Origin of the sequence: Mammaliicoccus sp. I-M35 (assembly GCF_022386455.1) — a bacterium.
Classification (GTDB): domain Bacteria; phylum Bacillota; class Bacilli; order Staphylococcales; family Staphylococcaceae; genus Mammaliicoccus; species Mammaliicoccus sciuri_A.
In genome coordinates this window covers 97,646-118,846 of record NZ_JAJNIL010000009.1, presented here as the reverse complement: position 1 = coordinate 118,846, position 21,201 = coordinate 97,646, and the positions used below count along the sequence as shown (strand labels likewise).

General features: G+C 35.0%; 17 protein-coding genes. 7 read left to right on the top strand and 10 right to left on the bottom strand.

Annotation, left to right across the window (positions count from 1 at the left end; translation table 11 throughout):
- Position 1: 1 nt before the first annotated feature.
- Positions 2–1,249, top strand: coding sequence for a Zn-dependent hydrolase (locus LQ679_RS11195; protein ID WP_239739985.1), 1,248 nt, complete (start codon positions 2–4; stop codon positions 1,247–1,249).
- A 497-nt stretch (positions 1,250–1,746) separates the two neighbouring features.
- Here the strand turns inward: LQ679_RS11195 and allB are convergent, their stop codons facing one another.
- Complete coding sequence (allB, locus tag LQ679_RS11190) at positions 1,747–3,108, bottom strand: allantoinase AllB (protein WP_126477155.1); 1,362 nt, start codon at positions 3,106–3,108, stop codon at positions 1,747–1,749.
- Positions 3,098–4,588 carry an allantoin permease gene (allW, locus tag LQ679_RS11185; protein WP_239748769.1) on the bottom strand — a complete coding sequence of 497 codons (1,491 nt, stop codon included), beginning with the start codon at positions 4,586–4,588 and terminating at the stop codon, positions 3,098–3,100. Before allW ends, allB begins: the two co-directional genes overlap by 11 nt.
- A gap of 291 nt (positions 4,589–4,879) precedes the next feature.
- Between allW and LQ679_RS11180 the strand changes: the two genes are divergently transcribed.
- Positions 4,880–6,499: a PucR family transcriptional regulator gene (locus tag LQ679_RS11180; protein ID WP_239762869.1), complete on the top strand. Its 1,620-nt coding sequence runs from the start codon at positions 4,880–4,882 to the stop codon at positions 6,497–6,499.
- 607 nt (positions 6,500–7,106) lie between these two features.
- On the opposite strand, the gene LQ679_RS11175 is transcribed toward LQ679_RS11180, so the two are convergent.
- Positions 7,107–8,480: a YfcC family protein gene (locus tag LQ679_RS11175; protein ID WP_204255612.1), complete on the bottom strand. Its 1,374-nt coding sequence runs from the start codon at positions 8,478–8,480 to the stop codon at positions 7,107–7,109.
- A 296-nt stretch (positions 8,481–8,776) separates the two neighbouring features.
- On the opposite strand from LQ679_RS11175, the gene LQ679_RS11170 reads away from it, so the two are divergent.
- From LQ679_RS11170 to cobA, 5 genes are read left to right on the top strand one after another with little or no spacing between them, the layout of a single operon-like run.
- Complete coding sequence (locus LQ679_RS11170; RefSeq protein WP_239762862.1) at positions 8,777–9,517, top strand: sirohydrochlorin chelatase; 741 nt, start codon at positions 8,777–8,779, stop codon at positions 9,515–9,517.
- Positions 9,498–9,959, top strand: coding sequence for a precorrin-2 dehydrogenase/sirohydrochlorin ferrochelatase family protein (locus tag LQ679_RS11165; protein ID WP_239762859.1), 462 nt, complete (start codon positions 9,498–9,500; stop codon positions 9,957–9,959). Before LQ679_RS11170 ends, LQ679_RS11165 begins: the two co-directional genes overlap by 20 nt.
- A complete protein-coding gene (nirB, locus tag LQ679_RS11160) occupies positions 9,952–12,357 on the top strand; it encodes a nitrite reductase large subunit NirB (RefSeq protein ID WP_239762856.1) in 2,406 nt (801 codons plus the stop codon). The genes LQ679_RS11165 and nirB overlap by 8 nt, the downstream gene beginning before the upstream one ends.
- Before the next feature lie 2 nt (positions 12,358–12,359).
- Positions 12,360–12,677 carry a nitrite reductase small subunit NirD gene (gene nirD / locus LQ679_RS11155; RefSeq protein WP_037590293.1) on the top strand — a complete coding sequence of 106 codons (318 nt, stop codon included), beginning with the start codon at positions 12,360–12,362 and terminating at the stop codon, positions 12,675–12,677.
- On the top strand, positions 12,668–13,618 hold the full coding sequence (gene cobA, locus LQ679_RS11150; protein ID WP_239762853.1) for a uroporphyrinogen-III C-methyltransferase: 951 nt from the start codon (positions 12,668–12,670) through the stop codon (positions 13,616–13,618). The genes nirD and cobA overlap by 10 nt, the downstream gene beginning before the upstream one ends.
- Positions 13,619–14,138: 520 nt before the next feature.
- Here the strand turns inward: cobA and LQ679_RS11145 are convergent.
- The 7 genes from LQ679_RS11145 to LQ679_RS11115 form a co-directional block, all read right to left on the bottom strand.
- A complete protein-coding gene (locus tag LQ679_RS11145; protein WP_239762850.1) occupies positions 14,139–15,026 on the bottom strand; it encodes a CobW family GTP-binding protein in 888 nt (295 codons plus the stop codon).
- 13 nt (positions 15,027–15,039) lie between these two features.
- Positions 15,040–15,576, bottom strand: a complete 537-nt coding sequence (gene dcd / locus LQ679_RS11140; RefSeq protein ID WP_204253159.1) for a dCTP deaminase — start codon at positions 15,574–15,576, stop codon at positions 15,040–15,042.
- Positions 15,573–16,916 (bottom strand): nucleoside recognition domain-containing protein, encoded by a 1,344-nt coding sequence (locus tag LQ679_RS11135; protein WP_239762847.1) that lies wholly within the window; start codon positions 16,914–16,916, stop codon positions 15,573–15,575. The genes dcd and LQ679_RS11135 overlap by 4 nt, the downstream gene beginning before the upstream one ends.
- A complete protein-coding gene (locus tag LQ679_RS11130; RefSeq protein WP_239762844.1) occupies positions 16,910–18,031 on the bottom strand; it encodes an NAD(P)/FAD-dependent oxidoreductase in 1,122 nt (373 codons plus the stop codon). The genes LQ679_RS11135 and LQ679_RS11130 overlap by 7 nt, the downstream gene beginning before the upstream one ends.
- 343 nt (positions 18,032–18,374) lie before the next feature.
- Positions 18,375–19,817 carry an ABC transporter ATP-binding protein gene (locus LQ679_RS11125; RefSeq protein WP_239762841.1) on the bottom strand — a complete coding sequence of 481 codons (1,443 nt, stop codon included), beginning with the start codon at positions 19,815–19,817 and terminating at the stop codon, positions 18,375–18,377.
- 4 nt (positions 19,818–19,821) lie between these two features.
- A complete protein-coding gene (locus LQ679_RS11120) occupies positions 19,822–20,547 on the bottom strand; it encodes an energy-coupling factor transporter transmembrane component T (protein ID WP_275589935.1) in 726 nt (241 codons plus the stop codon).
- A 5-nt stretch (positions 20,548–20,552) separates the two neighbouring features.
- On the bottom strand, positions 20,553–21,131 hold the full coding sequence (locus tag LQ679_RS11115; protein ID WP_196307735.1) for an MptD family putative ECF transporter S component: 579 nt from the start codon (positions 21,129–21,131) through the stop codon (positions 20,553–20,555).
- Positions 21,132–21,201: the final 70 nt, after the last annotated feature.

Sequence of the window (21,201 nt, the reverse complement as noted above, 5' to 3'; positions counted from 1 at the left end):
GATGAACATTCAAAATGTCATGGAAAATCTAGAAACATTTAATCAATTTGCGCGTAATCCTGAAAATGGTGGTATTAACCGAATTGCTTTTACACATTCAGAACGTGTAGCAGCACTTAAATTCTCAATGCTTTGCCAAAAAGCTGGTTTAGACGTCTACTTTGATTTCTTCGGAAATGTTATTGCGCGTCGAGAAGGTAAAAATCCAGACCTTAAACCAGTCGTATTAGGTTCTCATATAGATACGGTTAAAGACGGCGGGCAATATGACGGACTACTTGGTGTTGTTGGTGCGTTGGAAGTTGTAGAATATTTAAATAAACATCAAATAGAAACGGATCATCCAATTATTATTATTGCTTTTGCTTGTGAAGAATCTACAAGATTTAATGAAGCGACATTAGGTAGTAAATATCTCACGGGTAATATGACGAAAGAAGATATGAAATATATTAAAGATAACGACGGGAATGTACTTTATGATATTGTCGCACCACTCGCTCAAGACATGCATGGTAAAGCAGCATTATTTGAAAGAAACAATATTAAAGCATTTCTAGAATTACACATCGAACAAGGTCCAATTTTAGAGAAGAAACATAAAGATATCGGCATCGTGACAGATGTCGCAGGTCCGCATCGTTTCAAATTAAAAATTCAAGGCGTGACGAGTCATTCAGGTTCAACGCCAATGCCAATGAGAATAGATGCATTGACAACATCCGCAGAAATCATTTTAAAAATCGAAGAAATTGGACGTGCTTATCATGACAAAGGAATTGTGACAACAGTCGGTTATGCAAATGTATATCCAAATACAATGAATGCCATACCAGGAGAAGTCACACTTTTAATAGATATTAGAGGAAAGAACGAAGCCGTGCGAGAACAAGTCGTTGATGAAATCACATCACAAATCGAACGCATAACAGATAATCGCAATGCACATTATGAATTGGAAGATTTAGGTCAAGATGCACCACGCAGTTTCAATCATAAAATAGCACAAATCAACGAAGACAACTGTCAGCAATTAGGATACACATATAATTATATGTACAGTGGTGCAGGACATGACGCTATGATCATCGCACCCGTATGTCCAACAAGTATGATCTTTATACCATGTAAAGAAGGCATTAGTCATTCACCAAAAGAATCCGTAACAGCAGACCAAATCGAAAAAGGCATTAACCTCCTCATACAAACAACAATCGAACTAGCCAAGCTCGACACCGTGTTGGAGTAGGGAGTTTTGGGGGTGTTGGTTGGGAGTTGGTTGCGGGGATTGGTTGCGGGGTTTTCGGAGATGCGAGTTTACTTATGCTTTAACTCACATCTTTGGCTATCTTGTGAGTTTACTACCTCTTTAACTCACATCTTTGGCGATCTCGTGAGTTTACTACAACTTTAACTCACATCTTTGGCGATCTCGTGAGTTTACTATCTCTTTAACTCACATGTTTCACGATCTCGTGAGTTTATTACCTCTTTAACTCACATCTTTGGCGATCTCGTGAGTTTACTACAACTTTAACTCACATCTTTGGCGATCTCGTGAGTTTATTACAACTTTAACTCACATGTTTTGCAATCTCGTGGGTTTACTACAACTTTAACTCACATCTTTCTCAATCTCGTGAGTTTATTACCTCTTTAACTCACATCTTCATACCATCCACCCCATCCAACATGAAAAAAGGCAGGGACACCACGATGGTCCCTGCCTTTCCTTATTTATAATTCTTAAATAAAGCGTCCTAAGCGTTCTTCTGTTACGCCTGTTTCTTGATCATAAATTTCTTGTCCTCTTAATATTGTTTTTGTAACTTGTGCGCCGATTTCACGACCAATATATGGACTCATTTTATTTCTATATGCTAAGTCTTCTGCTTGTAATGTATATGGTGCTTCTGGTTTAATAAATACAAAGTCTGCATCTTTTCCTAGTGCGATGCTTCCTTTTGTATCTAGTCCAAAGCGTTTTGCTGGTGCTGTTGCAATAATATCAGCAAATTTTTGTAATGACATATTACGTTTTTGAACGCCTTCGTCAAATAGTACGTCTACGTTATTTTGTAATCCTGCGATACCGCCCCATGCTTCGAATGCATTGTCAGTATCTTTTAAGTCTGGCGTACATGGTGAATGGTCAGATGTTACGAAGTTAATGTCTCCGTTTAATACGCGATCCCACATACCTTCTAATCGAGATTGTTCACGGATTGGTGGTGAACATTTAACAACTGGTCCGATTGAATCTAACTCTTCTTTATAGAAGTATAAGTAGTGTGTACATGTTTCACATGTAATATCTACACCTTCTTGTTGAGCTTTGATTACTTCTTCAACGCCTTCTTCACAAGCAACGTGTACGATATGCACGCGACAACCTGTTTCTTTAGCGAATAATACGATTTTGCGGATTGGTTCAACTTCTGTAAATACTGGTCTAGAATCCACATATGCACTTAATGTTGTTTCGCCATTTTCTTTAGCGATTTCACCTAAACGATCTGTAATTGTAGCATTTTCTGAATGGATAGATAAGATTTTTCCCGTTTTAGCAATTTGTTTCATACCTTCATATAATGAATAGTCATCAACATTTTCAAAATCACCTTCGATTGTACGGTCACCACAAGTTGCTAAGAATGCTTTATAAGCAACAACGCCCGCTTCATCTAATTCTTGAATACCGCCGTTTAAGTTATAAGGTACTAATCCTCCGTAACTTGCAACATCTACGGCTAACTCATCTTTACCTGCATCAAATTTAGCTTGGATAGAAGCTTTATCTGTAGTAGCGGGTACTTGGTTTAATGGCATTTCAACGAATGATGTCACTCCACCTTTAGCAGCTGCATTTGTACCCGTCACGTAACCTTCCCATCCGTCACGGTAACCGCCACCTGGTTCAGTAATATGCACGTGAGCATCTACCATACCTGGTGAAACGATTTGATTTTTAGCATCAACAATTTGTTCAGCTTCTCCTAATTCTTGTCCGATTGCTGCAATTTTCCCGTCTTTGACACCAACTTCAACTTTTTGCGCGCCATCTTCTAAAATAACTAAACCATTTTTGATAATTAAATCATACTTCATTATATGCCACTCCTTCTTTTTTACTTTTATCTGCATGAAATACATAATGTAAAATGATATAAACACCACCGGCTACAATAAAGCCGATAAACCATGAAAAGTCTGAAATCACTGTGAATCCTGGTAAGAATCCAAGTAATGAAATCACAACACCAGCAATCGTTCCGATATATGCTGAAATATTAATGCGTGGTATTTTTTGATCTTTTACACGTAAATCAAAATACAATTTATCTATATCAATGTGACGTCTAGACACAATATAGAAATGTACAATCATGACACCGGCTACAGGACCAAGTATTGCCCCAATAGCATTTAAGAATACGAAGATACTATCCTCGTTCTCCATCATTTTCCATGGCATAATCACAACACTCAATACTGAAGCAATGACTACACCACGGCGATAATTAATCCATTTCGGTAATAGCGCACTTAATTGATACGCCGCTGGAATAATATTACTTGTCGCATTTGTAGAAATCGTTGTCATTAATAATACACCAGTTGATATGAGAATTGCCCAGAAACTATCCCATTCATTAATGATTGTTAAGATGTTCCACTCTTGGTGACCTAAATAAATAGAACCACCGATAATAATGAATACACTCGCAATCGCGAATAAGATATGTGCAACAACAATACCTGAAATTTGACCAACAATTTGCGTCTTCGTAGATTTCGCATTTTGAGTAAAGTCAGATACACTTGCACCAGGTCCTGCCCATACACCTAATAATGAATTAAAGATTAAAATAAATGATAAAATCGCTGGGTAAATAATCCCACTAGACTTCGTTGAAATTTCATAATCTAAAATGTTGCCAACGCCTCCTGCAGCCATAACGCCCCAGATTGCCATACCACCAAATACAATGTAAATCAGTGGGTTTAATACGGCAGTGAATTTATTAAGAATTTCTCCACCACCAAATCCAATTGCGAAACTGATTGCCCAGAATATTAAGAATGCGATTAATCCAGGAATTGAAATACCTAGTATCGTCGCACCGCTTCCGATATCAGCGAATCCAGGGAAAATCTTATTCAATAAGATTAATAGTGCTTGTGAACCAGCAAAGGTTTGAAGTCCAAACCAAGCAATACCAGCTACAACACCACGTAGAATACCTGGTAACTTTGCACCTACATCTCCGTATGTATGACGCAATTGCATCGCAAAAGGTATACCATATTTAGAACCAGCATAACCATTTGCTACTAATAATAATGCAATAATAAATGAACTTAAAATTAATGCGAATATAACTTGTAATGGTGATAATCCGATTAATAAAAATCCACCTACTGCAGTATAGTTCGGTATATTATGAACGGCACCCATCCATAATGTAAAAAAGTTAAATGCCGAATTATTTCTTTGTGCTGACGTTTTGGGCATTATATCTTTGTTATAGCCACGTTTTTCAAATTCAGCTGGAGTTAATGCCACCTCGTTTGCTTCTCTTGCCATTCTATATGTCTCCTTTGACTTAATCAGCTAATAACTAGCTATGAACTCTTCATATACAAGTGTAAGACTTATGTAAGCGTTTTTCTTTGTAGTTCTTAACATATATAGAATTTAAAATTATAGGTTTCGTACAAAATTTGTGTATAATAAATTTTAGAAATAAAAATTATTGGTCATTTTGAACAAAACACATAACATTTTGACAAAAAATAGCGGTTTCATTTATTAAAAAATCGTTTTCACTTTTATATAATCTTCATTGAAAGATAAACAAAAACGGGAGGTCTTATGATGACAACTCTAAACGAAATATTATCTATACCTCAATTTAAAGGTTTAGAGCTAATTAATAGAAAAGGAGATTTATCTTCTGAAGTAACAAGTCTAGACATTACTGAGAACAATGACATTAAACATTTCACTTCTAGCAATGCCTTCATCTTAACAACGGGCGTACTTTTTCAAGATAATCAGGAGAATTTAAAGAAATTAATTAAAGACTTGAGTGACATTCAAACAGCTGGTCTTGGTATTAAAGTCTCAAGATTTTTACATAAAATTGACCAAGATGTGATTGATTTTGCAGACGAATTGCAGTTTCCGTTAATAGAAATTCCTGAAAGTTGGAACTTAGGTGAGATTACGCATGAAATTTCATCCTTTATATCTGACTCTGAAACAGGCAAATTAAATTATGCATTACAAGTTCAACAAGAACTGAACCAACTGCTAATTAAAGGGTTCAGCATTGATAATATGATCGAACGCATGAGTAAATTACTTGGTGTACCTATCATATTATTTAATCCGTTTAAGAAACCTGAGGCGATCAGCCATCATTATAGACAAAGTCAGTCATTATTATCTGAACACGTCGCTTATTTCACTGCACATCAACAAGAGGAACTCTCGCAAGATAAAAATAACTTAGTATTCGAAAATAAAGACCATGTGATCTTTAAAGTATTGGGTTACACGTACTTCCCATATTACTTAATGGTATCTCAAGTGAATAAGCTGTCTTATCCATTTAGCCTTTTAACAATCGAACAAGTTGTGAGCGTGCTTAGTTTCGCCTTGTACAAAAACACTAAAATTCAAGAAGTCGAAAAAAATGACATTAACCGCTTCTTCGAGTCACTCGTCTACAACAAGAGTGAACAAGCATTATCTATTAAAAAACATGCAGATTTATTAAGACAATATTACATCTATCCGTCAGACTATTATCAAATCATCATTTGTGGCATAGATGCTAAAAATAATTTAGAAAATAGTTATTATTTAAACGAACTACACCAATTAACGTTTCAATGGTTAACAGATAAATTATCCGAAATCGACTCATACATCAGCGTTTATCGATTACCGAGTAATGATCGATTCGCCATTTTAATACAGAACAAACAAGACAATCATCTGGATATGATTAAACAATTACAAATCAACTACAATGATTATTTCGAAGACCAAATTTCTTTCGGTGTCGGCAATGAAGTAACTGAGTTCGCGCAATTACCTTCATCATTTTTCGAAGCAAACGAAGCATTCGAGAACGGCTTATTCAACAATGAGAGAGCGTTCATTTCTCAGTACCATTCGAAAGATATACAAGAATTATTGCAACTCATACCACAAGAGAAACTTTTACCATTTGTGAAACATACACTCGGTCCACTTAGCTATCCAAAGACTAAAAAAGACTTAGAATTAAAACAAACATTAAAAGTCTATATGGATAATCAGTGCGATATTACCAAGACAGCAGAGAAAATATATATCCATCGAAATACCGTTAAATATCGTATAAACAAATGTAGTAATCTTATTGGTACAAACATCGAAGACCCATCACAATCATTAAACATACGCATCGCATTATATGTGTCAGAAATGATTACATTTGATTAAGTGTAAATATGAAAAAGCAGTAGTGGCTGTGGTGGCCACTACTGCTTTTGTTTATTGGATGATGGCGTGGAGTTGGAAATAGGGCGGGTGAATTTATCTTGTTTGGTCTGTCTTGATAAATTCAAGGCGCCTATTTATCTTGTTTGGACAGTCTTGATAAATAGAGAGGTTGTATTTATCTTGTTTGGTCTGTCTTGATAAATAGAGACGCTGTATTTATCTTGTTTGGGCTGTCTTGATAAATAGAAGGGTTGTATTTATCTTGTTTGATGAGTCTTGATAAATAGAGACGCTGTATTTATCTTGTTTAGTCAGTCTTGATAAATAGATGGGCTCTATGTTGCTTGTTTAGTCAGTCTTGCAACATACGGACACTCTATGTTGCTTGTCATACCTCACTTGCAACATTCGAGGCTTCAACATTGCTTGTCGCATCTCACTTGCAACATTCAGGGCTCCAACATTGCTTGTCACACCTCACTTGCAATATCCAGTCCCTATATATTCACTTTTCCAATAAGATAGAACATTTATTCATACATAAATAGACATTCAATTTCAAAATTGAATGTCTACCTTTTATAATTTAACTACTAAGTCCTTCTCCCTACGACCAACCTATCAACTGTGCAAAGATTAGTGAAATGATTGAAATGACACCCCATACGATAAAGAGTGGGAAGAAGAATCGGATCCATTTTGTATATGATACGCCTCCGATTGCTAATGCTGCCATAAAGTATCCACTAGTTGGATAGAAGACATGTGTAAAGCCGTCTCCTAATTGGAAGGCTAAGACTGCGGTCTGTCTAGTAATACCTAACATATCCGCTAATGGTGCCATAATTGGCATTGTCACTAAAGCTTGTCCGCTTCCTGAAGAAATAATGAAATTAATCAGCACTTGCACGATATACATACCGACTACTGCTACTGTTGGTGTTGCTCCATCGATAACAGAACCTAATCCATGAACGATACTGTCCATAATTTTTCCGTCTTCAAGTACAACAGCGATTGAACGTGCGAGCCCTACAATAATCGCACCCATTAATACATCTTTGAAACCATCATTAAAAGACTCACATATTTCACGCGTATTCAATCCAGTTACGAGACCTACTACAATACCCATAACTATGAAAAGACCTGACATTTCTACCATAAACCATCCTTGTGTAATAACCCCGTATACAAGAATGATAAAGAATAAGAGCACGACACCAATACCAATTTTTTGTCGTTTAGTCGCAACGAGCGGTTCTTGATTCGTAATATCTTTGTACATATGTCGCTTCTCAGTATCATCATGATAAACTAAACTGATTGAAGGATCTTTTTTAACTTTTTTAGCGTATTTCATAATAAATAATACCGTTACAAATAGTACAATCACAAAAATAACTAAACGTAATCCAAGTCCTGAGAATGTTGGAATACCGGATAATTTTTGAGCTAATCCAGTATTGATCGGGTTTAACACACCGACCGTGAAGCCGACTACAGTACCACACAATGCAATAGATGTAGCAGTTATAGAGTCATAACCTAATGCAATAATGAGCGGAATAATAACCGGAATATAAACGAGTGACAACTCTGCTGTACCGATTAATGTAGCAATAATTGCAAATACTGTGGTTAACACTGGAATGATCAAAATACTTTTATTTATAAACTGACGTGCAAGTTTATCCACTCCGATTTCAATAATACCTGTACGTCTTAACACCATAAACATCCCACCGATGATAAGTGTAAAGAAGACAATTTCTCCTGCTTCAATTAAACCTCGTGGTATAATCGATATAAAATCAACCAAACCAACTGGTGCGGAATCTATGTAATGGAATGAATCTGCGTCTACCATTTCTCTACCCTCAGGCCCTTTAACCCTATCAAACTCGCCTGATGGAATTAAATATGTAGAAATAGTTGCAATCACACCGAAAACAAATAAAATCACATATATATGTGGCATACTAAACTTTTTGTTCGACCTATCTTCGTTCTTTACCTTATCATTTTCCTTTACCAATGTGCACGACCCCTTTGCTTATTTTGATAAACAATTTCATGCTATCACGTTTAGGAAAATTTATAATTATACAAATCAGAAAATTTAAAAAATATTTTTGTCAGTTATTACAAAAAATCATATGCACAAATTATTTTTCACGTTATTATATAGGGAATTCCCTATTTTTCTTCTTTTTGAGAAAAAATTCACAAACTTTCGTTATATTGTTTTAGAATAAAGATGTAGGAGGGATTGTCATGCGAAAGACGATTTTAGTTGTTCATGGTATGAGAAAGGGAAAGTTAAATGAAACGTTATTAAATTTTATTCATCAAACTTTTAATAGTGATGAGATTGATTATGAGGTGGCCTTTTTAGAAAGTGAAGAAATCTTATTAGATGAAGTGATTCAACAAACGGTTGATGCTGGATATTCTCGTATTCATCTTGTGCCGTTATTATTGTTTACCGCTTCTCATTATTACGAAGATATCGAAGCGTTATATGAATCATTTCAAGAAAATAACCCGAACGTGCAGTTTATATTAAGTAAACCTCTAGGCACACACCCGATTATGACAAACTGGGTTGCTTCTCAACTTGAAGCTTATAAAGATGACATTGATGATGAAACTGGCATTGTCGTACTTGCTCACGGTAATGCACGCTTTGATGAACCAGATGTTGCACTTACACGCATTTGTCGCGAACTATCAACGGCTCAAAATCCATGTTACCCAAGTATGGTCTATGGTGAACTTCGCTTTAAAGAAACGTTACCGAAAATTGCTAAAAAGCATCGTAAATTATTAATTATTCCATTTTTCTTCTATGATGGTTTCCTTGTAAACAAGTCGAAACGTCAAATAGAATCACTCGGTTTACCGAACCCTATCACATATACGACGGCTATTAATTTTCATCCTTTATTAAAAGACATCGTACATTTAAGAATTGCTGAATGTGAGGCGGTGCCGGATGTATCCAGTTCAACTTAACCTTAAAGGTAAACATGTCGTAATCATTGGTGGCGGCAAAATTGCATGGAGAAAGTTCTCTAAATTGAAATCAGAGCCTTGCTCAATCGATGTTATCGCACGTGAATTTCATGAGCACTTTGATACGATTCAACCAACGAAACATATTCGCCTTATTCAAGCGGACTATCAACGAGAACATATTGCCCATGCAGATTTAATTATTATCGCAACAAACCATCCCGAAACGAATGACCGAGTTGCTCAAGACGCCCTACCCTCTCAATGGGTCAATCATACCGGGGATCGCAAACAATCCGACTTTTATAACAGCTTAGATATTGAACATAATTGCCTAACAATCAGCATTAGCTCACATGGCCAAGATATTCAACGAACACAACACTATGCAGCGAAAATTAAAGCATGGTTAGATTCAACGAAGGAGGATATGCATGAGTAAAACAAAACTTTTAATGATCGGTAATGGTATGGCTGGTGTCCGTACAATTGAAGAAATTCTAGAACGTGATCCAGACCGCTTTGAAATCACAATCATCGGTAAAGAACCTTATCCAAACTATAACCGCATCATGTTATCAAACATTCTTCAAAATAAAATGACAAAAGAAGAAACAATTATGAACACTTATGAATGGTATGAAGAACATAACATTCGATTAATAACAGGTGATAAAGTTGTAAAAATTGATCGTGACCTGAAACAAGTCGAAACAGAACATGGGGTAAAAGTATCATATGACCAAATGATTATTGCGACTGGTTCTGATTCATTCATACTACCAATTGATGGTTCTCGTCTAGAAGGTGTTGTCGGTTTCAGAACCATCGATGACACTGAAAAGATGTTAGAAACAGCTAAGACTAAAAAACGTGCCATCGTTATAGGTGGCGGTTTACTCGGTCTAGAATGCGCACGAGGTCTTGTAGATCAAGGTATGGACGTTACAGTCGTACATTTAGCAGAATGGCTGATGGAAGTTCAACTGGATCGTAAAGCCGGTGAACTTTTAAAAGCAGACCTTGAAAAGCAAGGTATTAAATTTGAATTACAAGCCAATACACAAGAAATCATTGGTGAAAACCATGTTGAAGGTATTCGTTTATCAGATGGACGTGTCATCGCAACAGACATGGTCGTGATGGCAGTTGGTATTCGTCCAGTAACGAAAGAAGCACGTGCCGCTGGATTAGAAATTGGACGCGGTATCGTAGTAGACGATTTCATGCGTACGAGTGACCCAGATATTTACGCAGTTGGAGAATGTGCAGAACACCGTTCAAAAGTATACGGTCTTGTTGCCCCACTATACGACCAAGGTAAAGTCCTGGCAGATCATATTACAGGCATTCCAACTGAAGGTTACAAAGGTTCAACAACCTTTACTTCTTTAAAAGTATCAGGCTGTGATTTATTTAGTGCTGGTTGGATTACTGAAAGTGAAGGTGTCCGTGGTATTGAAACTTTTAACGGTGTCGATAACATTTATAAGAAAATCTTCGTCAAAGATAAGACGATTGTCGGAGCAGTACTTTATGGTGATACAGAAGAAGGCAATCGCTTTTATAATATGATGAAAAAAGGCGATACAATCGATGAATATACACTCGTTTCAATTCTTCATAAAGCAGGAGAAGTTGATGCGATTAGCGTTGCTGAAATGGATAACGATGAAACAATCTGTGGATGTAACGGTATTTCTAAAGGTGTCATCGTTGAAGCGATTAAAGACCAAGGTTTAACGTCTGTAGCTGATGTCACACGTGTGACGAAAGCTGGTAACTCATGTGGTAAGTGTAAAGGTCAAATTGCAGAACTTTTAGAATATACACTTGGTGATGACTTTGTTGCTGCAGCGCCAACAGGTATTTGTGCATGTACAAGCCTTACAAGAGATCAAATCGTTACGCAAATTCGAGCGAAAGGTTTAAAAACATCTAAAGAAGTTCGACACGTATTGGACTTTAAAGATAAAGGTGGCTGTCCAAAATGCCGTCCTGCGATTAACTACTATTTAAACATGGTATATCCTCATGACCACGAAGATGAAAAAGCTTCACGCTTTGCGAACGAACGTTACCATGCCAACATTCAAAAAGACGGCACATTCTCTGTCATCCCACAAATGCGTGGCGGTGTAACTGATGCCGATCAACTGATTCGACTTGGTGAAGTAGCGAAGAAATACAACATCCCATTAGTCAAAATCACGGGTGCACAACGTATCGGTTTATACGGTGTTAAAAAAGAAGAATTACCGCAAATTTGGAAAGATTTAGATATGCGTTCAGCATCTGCTTATGGTAAGAAGACACGTTCAGTTAAAAGTTGTGTCGGTAAAGAATTCTGTCGATTTGGTACACAATTCACAACAAAATTAGGTATCCGCTTAGAAAAAACATTTGAATATATCGACACACCACATAAATTCAAAATGGGTGTTTCAGGTTGTCCACGTAGTTGTGTAGAATCAGGTGTCAAAGACTTCGGTGTCATCGGTGTAGAAAATGGCTTCCAAATTTATATTGGTGGTAATGGTGGTACAGATGTCGTCGCAGGTGAATTACTGACAACTGTTGAAACTGAAGATGACGTTGTCAAACTATGTGGTGCATACATGCAATACTATCGTGAAACAGGTATTTATGCAGAACGTACAGCACCATGGCTCAAGAGACTTGGCTTTGATCAAGTGAAATCAGTTGTACTTGATCCTGAAAAACAAGATGAACTATACGCACGCATAATGGATGCAAAACGTGCATACGATACAGAGCCATGGCATGAAGTCGTGCTCAATAAAGATAAACGTCACATTTTTGAAGTGGAGAAGGTGTAACTATGACATTAACAAATGAAAAAGTAAGAGTCGCGCATATTTCAGATCTTGAACCATTAATCGGTAAGAAAGTCATCGTTGGAGATACGCAAATTGGTTTATTTTTAACTGAAGAAGGTAACATTCGTGCGATTAATAATGTTTGTCCTCATAAACAAGGTCCATTATCAGAAGGTACAGTGAGCGGAGATTATGTATACTGTCCCCTTCATGACCAAAAAATCGACTTATCAACTGGTCAAGTTCAAGAACCAGATGAAGGATGTGTCGCAACTTATCCTGTAGAAGTGGTCGATGGAGACATATACGTATGTCTATAATCGCAGAACCTCGAGTATATTTAGTCGGTGCAGGTCCAGGAAATCCTTTATTACTATCTAAAAAAGCAGAACGATGCATTAAGCGAGCAGATGTTATTTTATACGATCAACTCGTAAATCCATTTGTATTACAATTTTCATCACCAGAAACGGAATGGATTCATGTTGGTAAACGACCTTATTATAAATCTATGAAACAAGAAGATATTAACCAATTACTTGTCGAAAAATCACGCACAAATAAGACGATCGTCCGTCTAAAAGGCGGCGATCCAGCAATATTTGGACGCCTTGCAGAAGAAGTTTCCACATTAAAATCACACAACATTATATTTGAAGTCGTACCTGGTATAACAGCCGCTTCAGCTGCGATGAGCGAACTCAATCGAGGGTTAACAGAACGCAACATTTCAACTAATATTACATTTACAACAGGCCACTTCAAAGATAATGAAGAACAATCCATTGATATCACAACACTCAAAAATGGTGGCACGCTCGCCATTTATATGGGTGTTAAGAGATTACCAACTTTAGTTAAAGAAATTAAAGCAGAAATAACAGACGATATACCAGTAGCCGTTATCTTCAGTGCAACACGACCAGAACAAACGGTCATCGCAGGCAACGTATCTAATATCGTCGAAAAAGTACAGTCACTCTCACATATACCAGGACCCGGCATCACAATCGTAGGTCATGTTGTTAGAGATTTAGTTGAAGATATATCAAGTAAAGAAGAAGTCGAGTACGTAAAGTTTATAGGTGATCGACAGAATATAATAGATGATGCATTAGAAGTGTATGAATCAGGCGGATGGGCAATCATAGATGATCGCGACCACCCCAACCTACACCCATCACAACATAGCATCCTCACCGAGCTCATCAATCAAACAACATTTACAAAAGTTGTAGATACAGAAGTCGTGAATGTGTAGGATGGTAGAGTTTGGTGAGTTAAGAGAGCTAAGGCGGTGAGGTGAAGGCGCACGAAGACTTCGAGATATCGTGCGTTATGCCCTGAAATAGTGCCCTGGCGCACGAAGACTTCGAGATATCGTGCGTTATGCCCTGAAATAGTGCCCTGGCGCACGAAGACTACAAGATATCGTGCGTTATACCCTGAAATAGTACCCTGGCGCACGAAGACTACAAGATATCGTGCGTTATGCCCTAAAATAGTGCCCTGGCGCACGAAGACTTCGAGATATCGTGCGTTATACCCTGAAATAGTGCCCTGGCGCACGAAGACTACGAGATATCGTGCGTTATGCCCTAAAATAGTACCTTGGCGCACGAAGACTTCGAGATATCGTGTACTTTCAAATAATCTAATCAAAAAACAGCTGTCGCTTTGAAATTTCTAATTGAGTTAGGCCCATTTGATAAAAAACACTTTTGTTAAATTCACATAATGTGAATTTCTACAAAAGTGTTTTTTTGTGAGTACTCTCTTCCTCAATATAAACTAAAAAAGATATTCTCTTCGTCTATCTTTTCTCCAATTAAAATTAGATAATCATCTATGTCTATATCATACTTTTCAATAAGCACATTACTATTAGAAATTTGAACTAAATATTTATTAGGACTATTCTCGAATGTTATAAATCCTTTTACACGATATACCTTTTGGGGTAAATTCTGTAACCATAATTTGAATTTTTCCATTTGAACTGGCTTTTCAATTGAGTAGTATTTATGGTAAATATGATTATGAAAATTTTGATTTTGATTCTTAAATGGGATGTTTTCAACTTTTTTAGATAAGTGATGATAACTTACTTTTCCATAAGTTGTTGAAAATGTTTCTGCTCTTGGATATTGTTCTTGTATAGATTTAATAACATTGATTGCCTCACACGAATCGATTAAATCAAGCTTATTTACTATAATATCCTGACAATACTTTAGTTGAACATCGATAAGTTGTTGTGTTTGTTTTGAATAGGTTGCTATTTTTTGATATTCCGGTATATCTATGATGCCGATGATACTTCTTATTGTTATAAATGACGAAAGCACAGGTGTCAAACATGCATCTAGTACTTCTAATGGGTGTGCAATACCACTACATTCAATTAAAACTATTTCTGGTTGTTGTTCAATATATAACATATGCAATTGATGTGCAACATCATCTTTCATTTCACAACATATACAGCCATTGATGATTTCATTCACTGTAACATCTGACTGAATTAACTCAGAATCGACTGTCCTCTTACCAAACTCATTCATAATGACAGCAATTCGTTTACCTTCTTTATGGACATCTTTAATTAAATGATTCAGTAAAGAAGTCTTCCCGCTTCCTAAAAATCCAGTAATGATAAAAATTTCCATACCAAATCCACCTTTAATATTTGTCAAAATCCATAAACACTTTACTACCTGTTGTGTTGACTTGTCTTTGATACTTTCCATTGTACCCAGAAATAGCAGGTAAATGTGTACGTGCTATTACAAGTTGACATATCCGTTGATTTTCTTCAATTTTTAATGAGAAATCATTCGCATTAAATAATTCTAAAGTAATATGACCTTCAAACCCCGGATCTACCCAACCAGCATTCTGTATAAATAAACCCGCTCTGCCAATTGAACTCCTCCCTTCTACAAAACCCGTCATCATATTTGAAAGTTTCACATATTCTTGTGTAGTCGCTAATACAAATGATTTACCTGGTATTGTAAAAGTTTTGGCAACAACTTCATCATACTGAATAGGATCTTTCAACGATTGCACATTATCTTTCGGTGAAATGGGTAGTAGAAAATGATTGCCTAATGTTAAATCAATAGAAGCTGGTTCTATAAGTTGTTCTCGATAAGGTGTAACACTCACTTGACCTTCACTAATAGACTGTTTAATATCTTGATCTGATAATATCAATTAAATCCCTCCAAAAAATTCATAATCAATACAGTTATACATAAGCAAATTGTCGCTGTTATCATTTGTTTTACGACAATTCCTAGACCTTGTTTCCACCCTAAATTTTTAATTATCATAGTGATTGTTACAGAACATGCAGAAAATGTTGAACTAAATAATACTAATAAGAATACGCTTTTTAATGGCATTGCTTGCAATAATGAACCCTGATTCATATTGAACAACAACATACCATCTTTTCTAATCATTGAGAATAGAATACCCGTTGACATCTCTTGAGGTGCATTCATCAACTGTAAAATTGGATTAAAGATATTTGCAGTCCACAGTAAAATAGGTGTCATAGAAAGGATACTCGCACATACACAAATCATCATAAATATTGGTAAAGCTTGAGCTAAGAATGACAGAATAGTCTGTTTGGATTGTTTCCAAACAGCTTTAATTGAAGGCTTTCTAACTTTATCTAACACAAAATAATGAGTTGGTATCATACTTTTTGGGGACCATAGTTTAATATGTATTAAACCACCGATAAATACGATTATTAAATAAGGAATAAATAACCATGGGGCATTGATTACACTGAACAGTGAAAGTGTTGCGCCAATTTGATAACTACATGATGATCCAAAGCTAACCATACTTATACAGTTATTTTTAGTACAAGTACTACAATCATGATTGGCGCGCAATACTGCTGCAGAATTACAACCAAATCCCTCTATAACTGGCACAATATCGTAACCAGTTAATCCTACTTTTGTCATAACTGGATCGATTGACCAAACGATATAAGATTTCAAATGACTTTCACTAATAATATTTGTAGAAATACTAATGAAAACGACAACGGGTAATGCCCAAATGATTGAATATATACCGAGAGACAATAACCCATAATCTCCAAATAATAATTCATTCAAAGCCTTTTCTTCGAATTGAACAGTATGTATTACATAGTCTAAAAACTGCTCTACCCAATGATTTTGAATATATTGAGATAAATAATATGAAATATATATTGGCAACATAAACATTAATATGATTAAAGCAAAAGCTAAAAACATATCTTTTATTTTAGGGATATGTTTCGCTTGTTCCTGTCTTAAGATATCCAATTCAGAGATAATATATTTTGATTCGTCAGGATCATCTATCTTTTGTTTAAAGTTTTCATCTATAGTCAGCTTTAATTGCTTTTGAATGATATACCTTTTGAACTGCAACTTCTGTTCTGTTGATAGTTTTTTTAGCTGCTTAATCACAATATAATGTTCACCGTCTGGTATCGGTGAACAAGTTCCATTTTTAATATTATATTCAACTTTTAACATGAACAATTCACATCGCAACAAGTATAATCATCTAAAAACATTTGATTTGATTGATAGAACTCAATAGCATCCTCATTTGCTTCAAAGCTTTCTCGATCACATATTAATTTTGCTAGAACAGCTAAACGCGTTCTAAATTTGTAAATATAACAAAGAATCACATCTTGATGCTTAACCGTATCTCCTATCATAAAGACATTAGGATTAATTGTTGATTCATCATCGTCAGTTAGCATAAAATTTGTACCATCATTTTCAAATAATATTCGGGTTAGTCGATTATGTTGAACAGGATTAAATCCAGTAGCAAGTATTGGTTCTTCGGAAATTTTCACATCGTCATGTACGCCGTTAAATTGAATAACATATTGACCATTTTTATACTCTATTTCTTTCACCACATGTTCGGTATGAATACGTATGGGATAACCAAGTTCCTTTAATTCTTCATATCGTTGGTGTGTATAAGGAGAAAGTCGAATACTCGGATCAGCATCTTCTTGTTTATAACTTGTAGAATTAGTATAAATATCAACAATTTTACCGGATAATGCTAAATTGATTGCTGCATCAAACCCACTTTCATTACCACCAATTACGACAGCCAGTTCACCATTTATATCTGAAAATTTCTCAACCTCACTATAATGTCTACCATGGTTAAACGGTTTATAAGGATATGAAAAATTCCCTGTCGCAACAAAGATATATTCAGCATCAATAGTCCCTTGATCTGTATAAATTTTATATGTGTCTTTGGCTATATTATTGGATACATCTAATACATTTGTATGTTGGTCAATTTTCAAGTTATAAATCTGTACAAGTGCTTCTAAATATTGAACATACTCTTTACCTGAAATATGTTCTTTTTTAAAAGTAAAAGCAGGAGAACTATGAGGTGTGATTGCGTTAATATCTGGTGTTCCAAATCCATTTGTTGTAAACGAAGGTGTGATAAAACGAGTTGATAATGGCCAATTTTTAAAAGATTCACCAACTTGTCCTTTATCTAATATAAGAATATCATCTAATCCCATTTCAATTAATGCAATAGCCATACCTATACCAGCAGGACCCGCACCAATAATCACTACTTTATTTGATTTTTCCATTTAAACACTTCCTAAATCGTAATCATTACTATTTAACGATATAAATAAAGTAACATTTTTAAAATGAATACGCAAGTTTAGAAAATTCATATTATTAATCAAATATAATAATGATGGTAAATAGTATTTAAATTAAAATTAGGCGACTTATCCTCTATAGATCATATAGAATAAGCTGCCTAGAAAATATTGTTTATTAAGTTTTCATTATACGTGCTACGTCATTTTCCGGTATACGTTCTTCTAAATCTGATAAATTTATTATAGGTTGCATGTTATCATTATTCACCTCTGTTTCTACTATTCTAGTATCATTACCCGCCACTTTTCACAATGAAGCAAATTATTGATTATATTTAGTACAAGGTAGTACAAAATCTACTAATTGAAATATCATTTCCATATCATGAGTCACTATAAAAATAATATTATCTGGCGAAGATAGTGACTTTATCTCATTACAAAATTGATCTAATGAGTTTCTATCGAGCCCTGAAGTTGGTTCATCAAATACGATGATTTTTTTATCAGATAGCAATGCAGATGCTACTGCTGTACGTTGTTTTTCTCCTCCCGAGAGAGAAGCAGGATGCCGCGTCTCTAAATGAGACAAACCTAATTGCTTTAAGATTTGTTGTACTTGTTCTTCTGTTGCATCTGTACCTAAACGAACTTCATTTAAAAGTGTATTTGAGAACAATTGTTGATTTACGTCCTGCATGACCATAAATCCTTGTTTATTCAACATTTTCTTCTTTAATATCTGTTTATTTTCTTTGATAGCACCTTTATACTTGATAAACCCTAATAATGTATTTATAAATGTCGTTTTTCCTGCACCATTCTCTCCAATAACACCGATAATACTGCCACCTGAAAATTGAAGGTGAGGAATACAAAACACAGTCTTATCGTGATAAGATACTTCTACTTCTTCAAGTTCAATAGATAGTGAGGAATCTTCGTCAACATTTCTTTGAATTTGACATAATTCCCATGATTTTTCATTTGTTAATTGGTTCAATTTTTTAGATAAAGAATCAATATTCATACTTCTGAGACCCATTGTAGATAACTCTTGTTCACTTTTCACATATAGTTCATCAAATGTATAAGTTGCTTGATGTTGTCCGGATTTCAAATATATAAATCTATCTGCTAAGCCATTTAACCAAAATAGCCGATGCTCAGATAGTAGAATTGTATAGCCAAGTTTCTTCAAACTAGTCAGTAATATCTTTAATAATTCAATTGATTCATAATCTAAATTAGCAGTAGGTTCATCAAGAAGCAGTATTTTAGGCTTCATAGAAATTATAGAGCCACAGGCAACACGTTGTTTTTCTCCACCAGAAAGTTCAAATATGCTTCGATTAATTAGATTTTTTAAGTTTAAATCAGCTATTGTCTCTTCTGTTCTCTCTAGAATTTCTTTTCGCGTTAAATTTAAATTTTCACATCCGAAAATCAATTCATTAGAAGTATCTAAATTGAAAAATTGAGATTTTGGATTTTGAAATACAGAACCAACATTTTTAGCTATATCACTAATAGTCTGGCCGTTAATTGATGCACCAAAGTGCTTTACTTCACCTTCCAACCTTAAGGTAACGTAAAATTCAGGTATTAACCCATTTATTACCCGGGTAATCGTTGTTTTGCCACAACCACTTTCTCCGCATAAAACGACACACTCACCTTGTGCTACTTGTAGTGAAAACTCATCAATAATTTTAGTAGAATCAGATGTTGTTACGCTAATCTTTTGAAGATCTATCGCATTCATACGTTCATCCCCCTTTAAAAATAATGACGAGTGCAATAGCTATAAATATCACAAGATAATCTACAATATTTAGTCGGAATTTGATGATGGTCGTACGCTTTCTTCCGACATCTAATCCACGTGTCATTGCAGCTGCCGAGAGTTCTTCCATCACTTTACCGGATGAAATCAACATCGGAACTACCAATCGTTCTATGGATAAGATTGGATGTTTCAAAAAGTAAATTGGACCGATATTAATATTTCTAAAAACCAATGCTTGTCGTATATTTTTTAAATGCTCTAATAATGTTGGAATAAAACGTAACATTACTACAAAAGCGACTGCAAAAGCATCTGGAATATGTATGGTTTTAAACATTGCCAAATATTCACTAGTAGTTGTTTTTTCTGCTAAAATATAAAACATTGCAATCGCTGGTAAAAATACTCTAACAACATTAAATATTATAAAAATAAAAGAAAAGTTTTGACTTAAATGAACTAATTCAGCAATTCCTTCTAAAGCAATCGTCCCAAAGAATATCACGACAAATAGATAACACTTCATCATTTCTTTAGTATTCAATAAAAATAATGATGTTAGTCCTCCTACAATACATTCTCCCAGTATCGATCCACTTCGCATCATTATTATAGATGAAATAATAAAAACGATAATTTTTGTAATAGGTGAAATATCTACGAAAGCATCTTTTTTAAAATACAATGGCACATTTACAGTGTTCATCATATTCATACAATGCCGGCCTTCACAAAATGTTTTTTATTTAATTTATTACCTATAATTGCTCCAATGATACCGCCAATAATAGCAAGAGCAACTATTACGAGGATAATCCAATTTGGTGTAAGTGCAGAAAATTGTTCAACATAATCTTTTCCATAATAATATTCCGAAGACTTCATAAATTGATCCCGAGCAAATATTAGCATTGTAAAAGGACCAACTACAATAATATTAAAGATACTATAAGCAACTATATTTTTGAGCTTAGTATATTTACTTCTGTCTTTTAATACAATTTCAGCTAATATACCTGCGACAATAGCAATAAATAAAGGTGCTATAGTAGAAGATGACAATGTTAATCCAGATAATATAGCTAAAATAAACACCGCACCTCTCTTCGGAACTTTAGAAATATAAAGTATAAATACTGGCCCTAAAATAATTCCAGCTATTAAAGGTGTTAATAAGAACGTAACCGGATTAAGACCAAAAAGCATGCCAGTTGCCACTAAGATTACGATATATATTGCAGCAAAAGCACCGGCAAAAATATAATCTTTCGTATTCATTTTTTTCTTCATTTTACTCACTCTTTTCTTTTCAACTAGTCCTTATTTGACTCAGTTTTATTATTATAAAAATTAATTAATC

What these genes read in the sequence shown, in the direction of transcription:
- LQ679_RS11115 (WP_196307735.1), bottom strand. Translation starts at nt 21,131, where the DNA reads ATGAAGAAAAAAATGAATACGAAAGATTATATTTTTGCCGGTGCTTTT.
- cobA (WP_239762853.1), top strand. Translation starts at nt 12,668, where the DNA reads ATGTCTATAATCGCAGAACCTCGAGTATATTTAGTCGGTGCAGGTCCA.
- LQ679_RS11180 (WP_239762869.1), top strand. Translation starts at nt 4,880, where the DNA reads ATGACAACTCTAAACGAAATATTATCTATACCTCAATTTAAAGGTTTA.
- LQ679_RS11165 (WP_239762859.1), top strand. Translation starts at nt 9,498, where the DNA reads ATGTATCCAGTTCAACTTAACCTTAAAGGTAAACATGTCGTAATCATT.
- LQ679_RS11125 (WP_239762841.1), bottom strand. Translation starts at nt 19,817, where the DNA reads ATGAATGCGATAGATCTTCAAAAGATTAGCGTAACAACATCTGATTCT.
- LQ679_RS11145 (WP_239762850.1), bottom strand. Translation starts at nt 15,026, where the DNA reads ATGGAAATTTTTATCATTACTGGATTTTTAGGAAGCGGGAAGACTTCT.
- LQ679_RS11120 (WP_275589935.1), bottom strand. Translation starts at nt 20,547, where the DNA reads ATGAACACTGTAAATGTGCCATTGTATTTTAAAAAAGATGCTTTCGTA.
- allB (WP_126477155.1), bottom strand. Translation starts at nt 3,108, where the DNA reads ATGAAGTATGATTTAATTATCAAAAATGGTTTAGTTATTTTAGAAGAT.
- nirD (WP_037590293.1), top strand. Translation starts at nt 12,360, where the DNA reads ATGACATTAACAAATGAAAAAGTAAGAGTCGCGCATATTTCAGATCTT.
- LQ679_RS11170 (WP_239762862.1), top strand. Translation starts at nt 8,777, where the DNA reads ATGCGAAAGACGATTTTAGTTGTTCATGGTATGAGAAAGGGAAAGTTA.
- LQ679_RS11130 (WP_239762844.1), bottom strand. Translation starts at nt 18,031, where the DNA reads ATGGAAAAATCAAATAAAGTAGTGATTATTGGTGCGGGTCCTGCTGGT.
- allW (WP_239748769.1), bottom strand. Translation starts at nt 4,588, where the DNA reads ATGGCAAGAGAAGCAAACGAGGTGGCATTAACTCCAGCTGAATTTGAA.
- LQ679_RS11195 (WP_239739985.1), top strand. Translation starts at nt 2, where the DNA reads ATGAACATTCAAAATGTCATGGAAAATCTAGAAACATTTAATCAATTT.
- nirB (WP_239762856.1), top strand. Translation starts at nt 9,952, where the DNA reads ATGAGTAAAACAAAACTTTTAATGATCGGTAATGGTATGGCTGGTGTC.
- LQ679_RS11175 (WP_204255612.1), bottom strand. Translation starts at nt 8,480, where the DNA reads ATGCCACATATATATGTGATTTTATTTGTTTTCGGTGTGATTGCAACT.
- LQ679_RS11135 (WP_239762847.1), bottom strand. Translation starts at nt 16,916, where the DNA reads ATGTTAAAAGTTGAATATAATATTAAAAATGGAACTTGTTCACCGATA.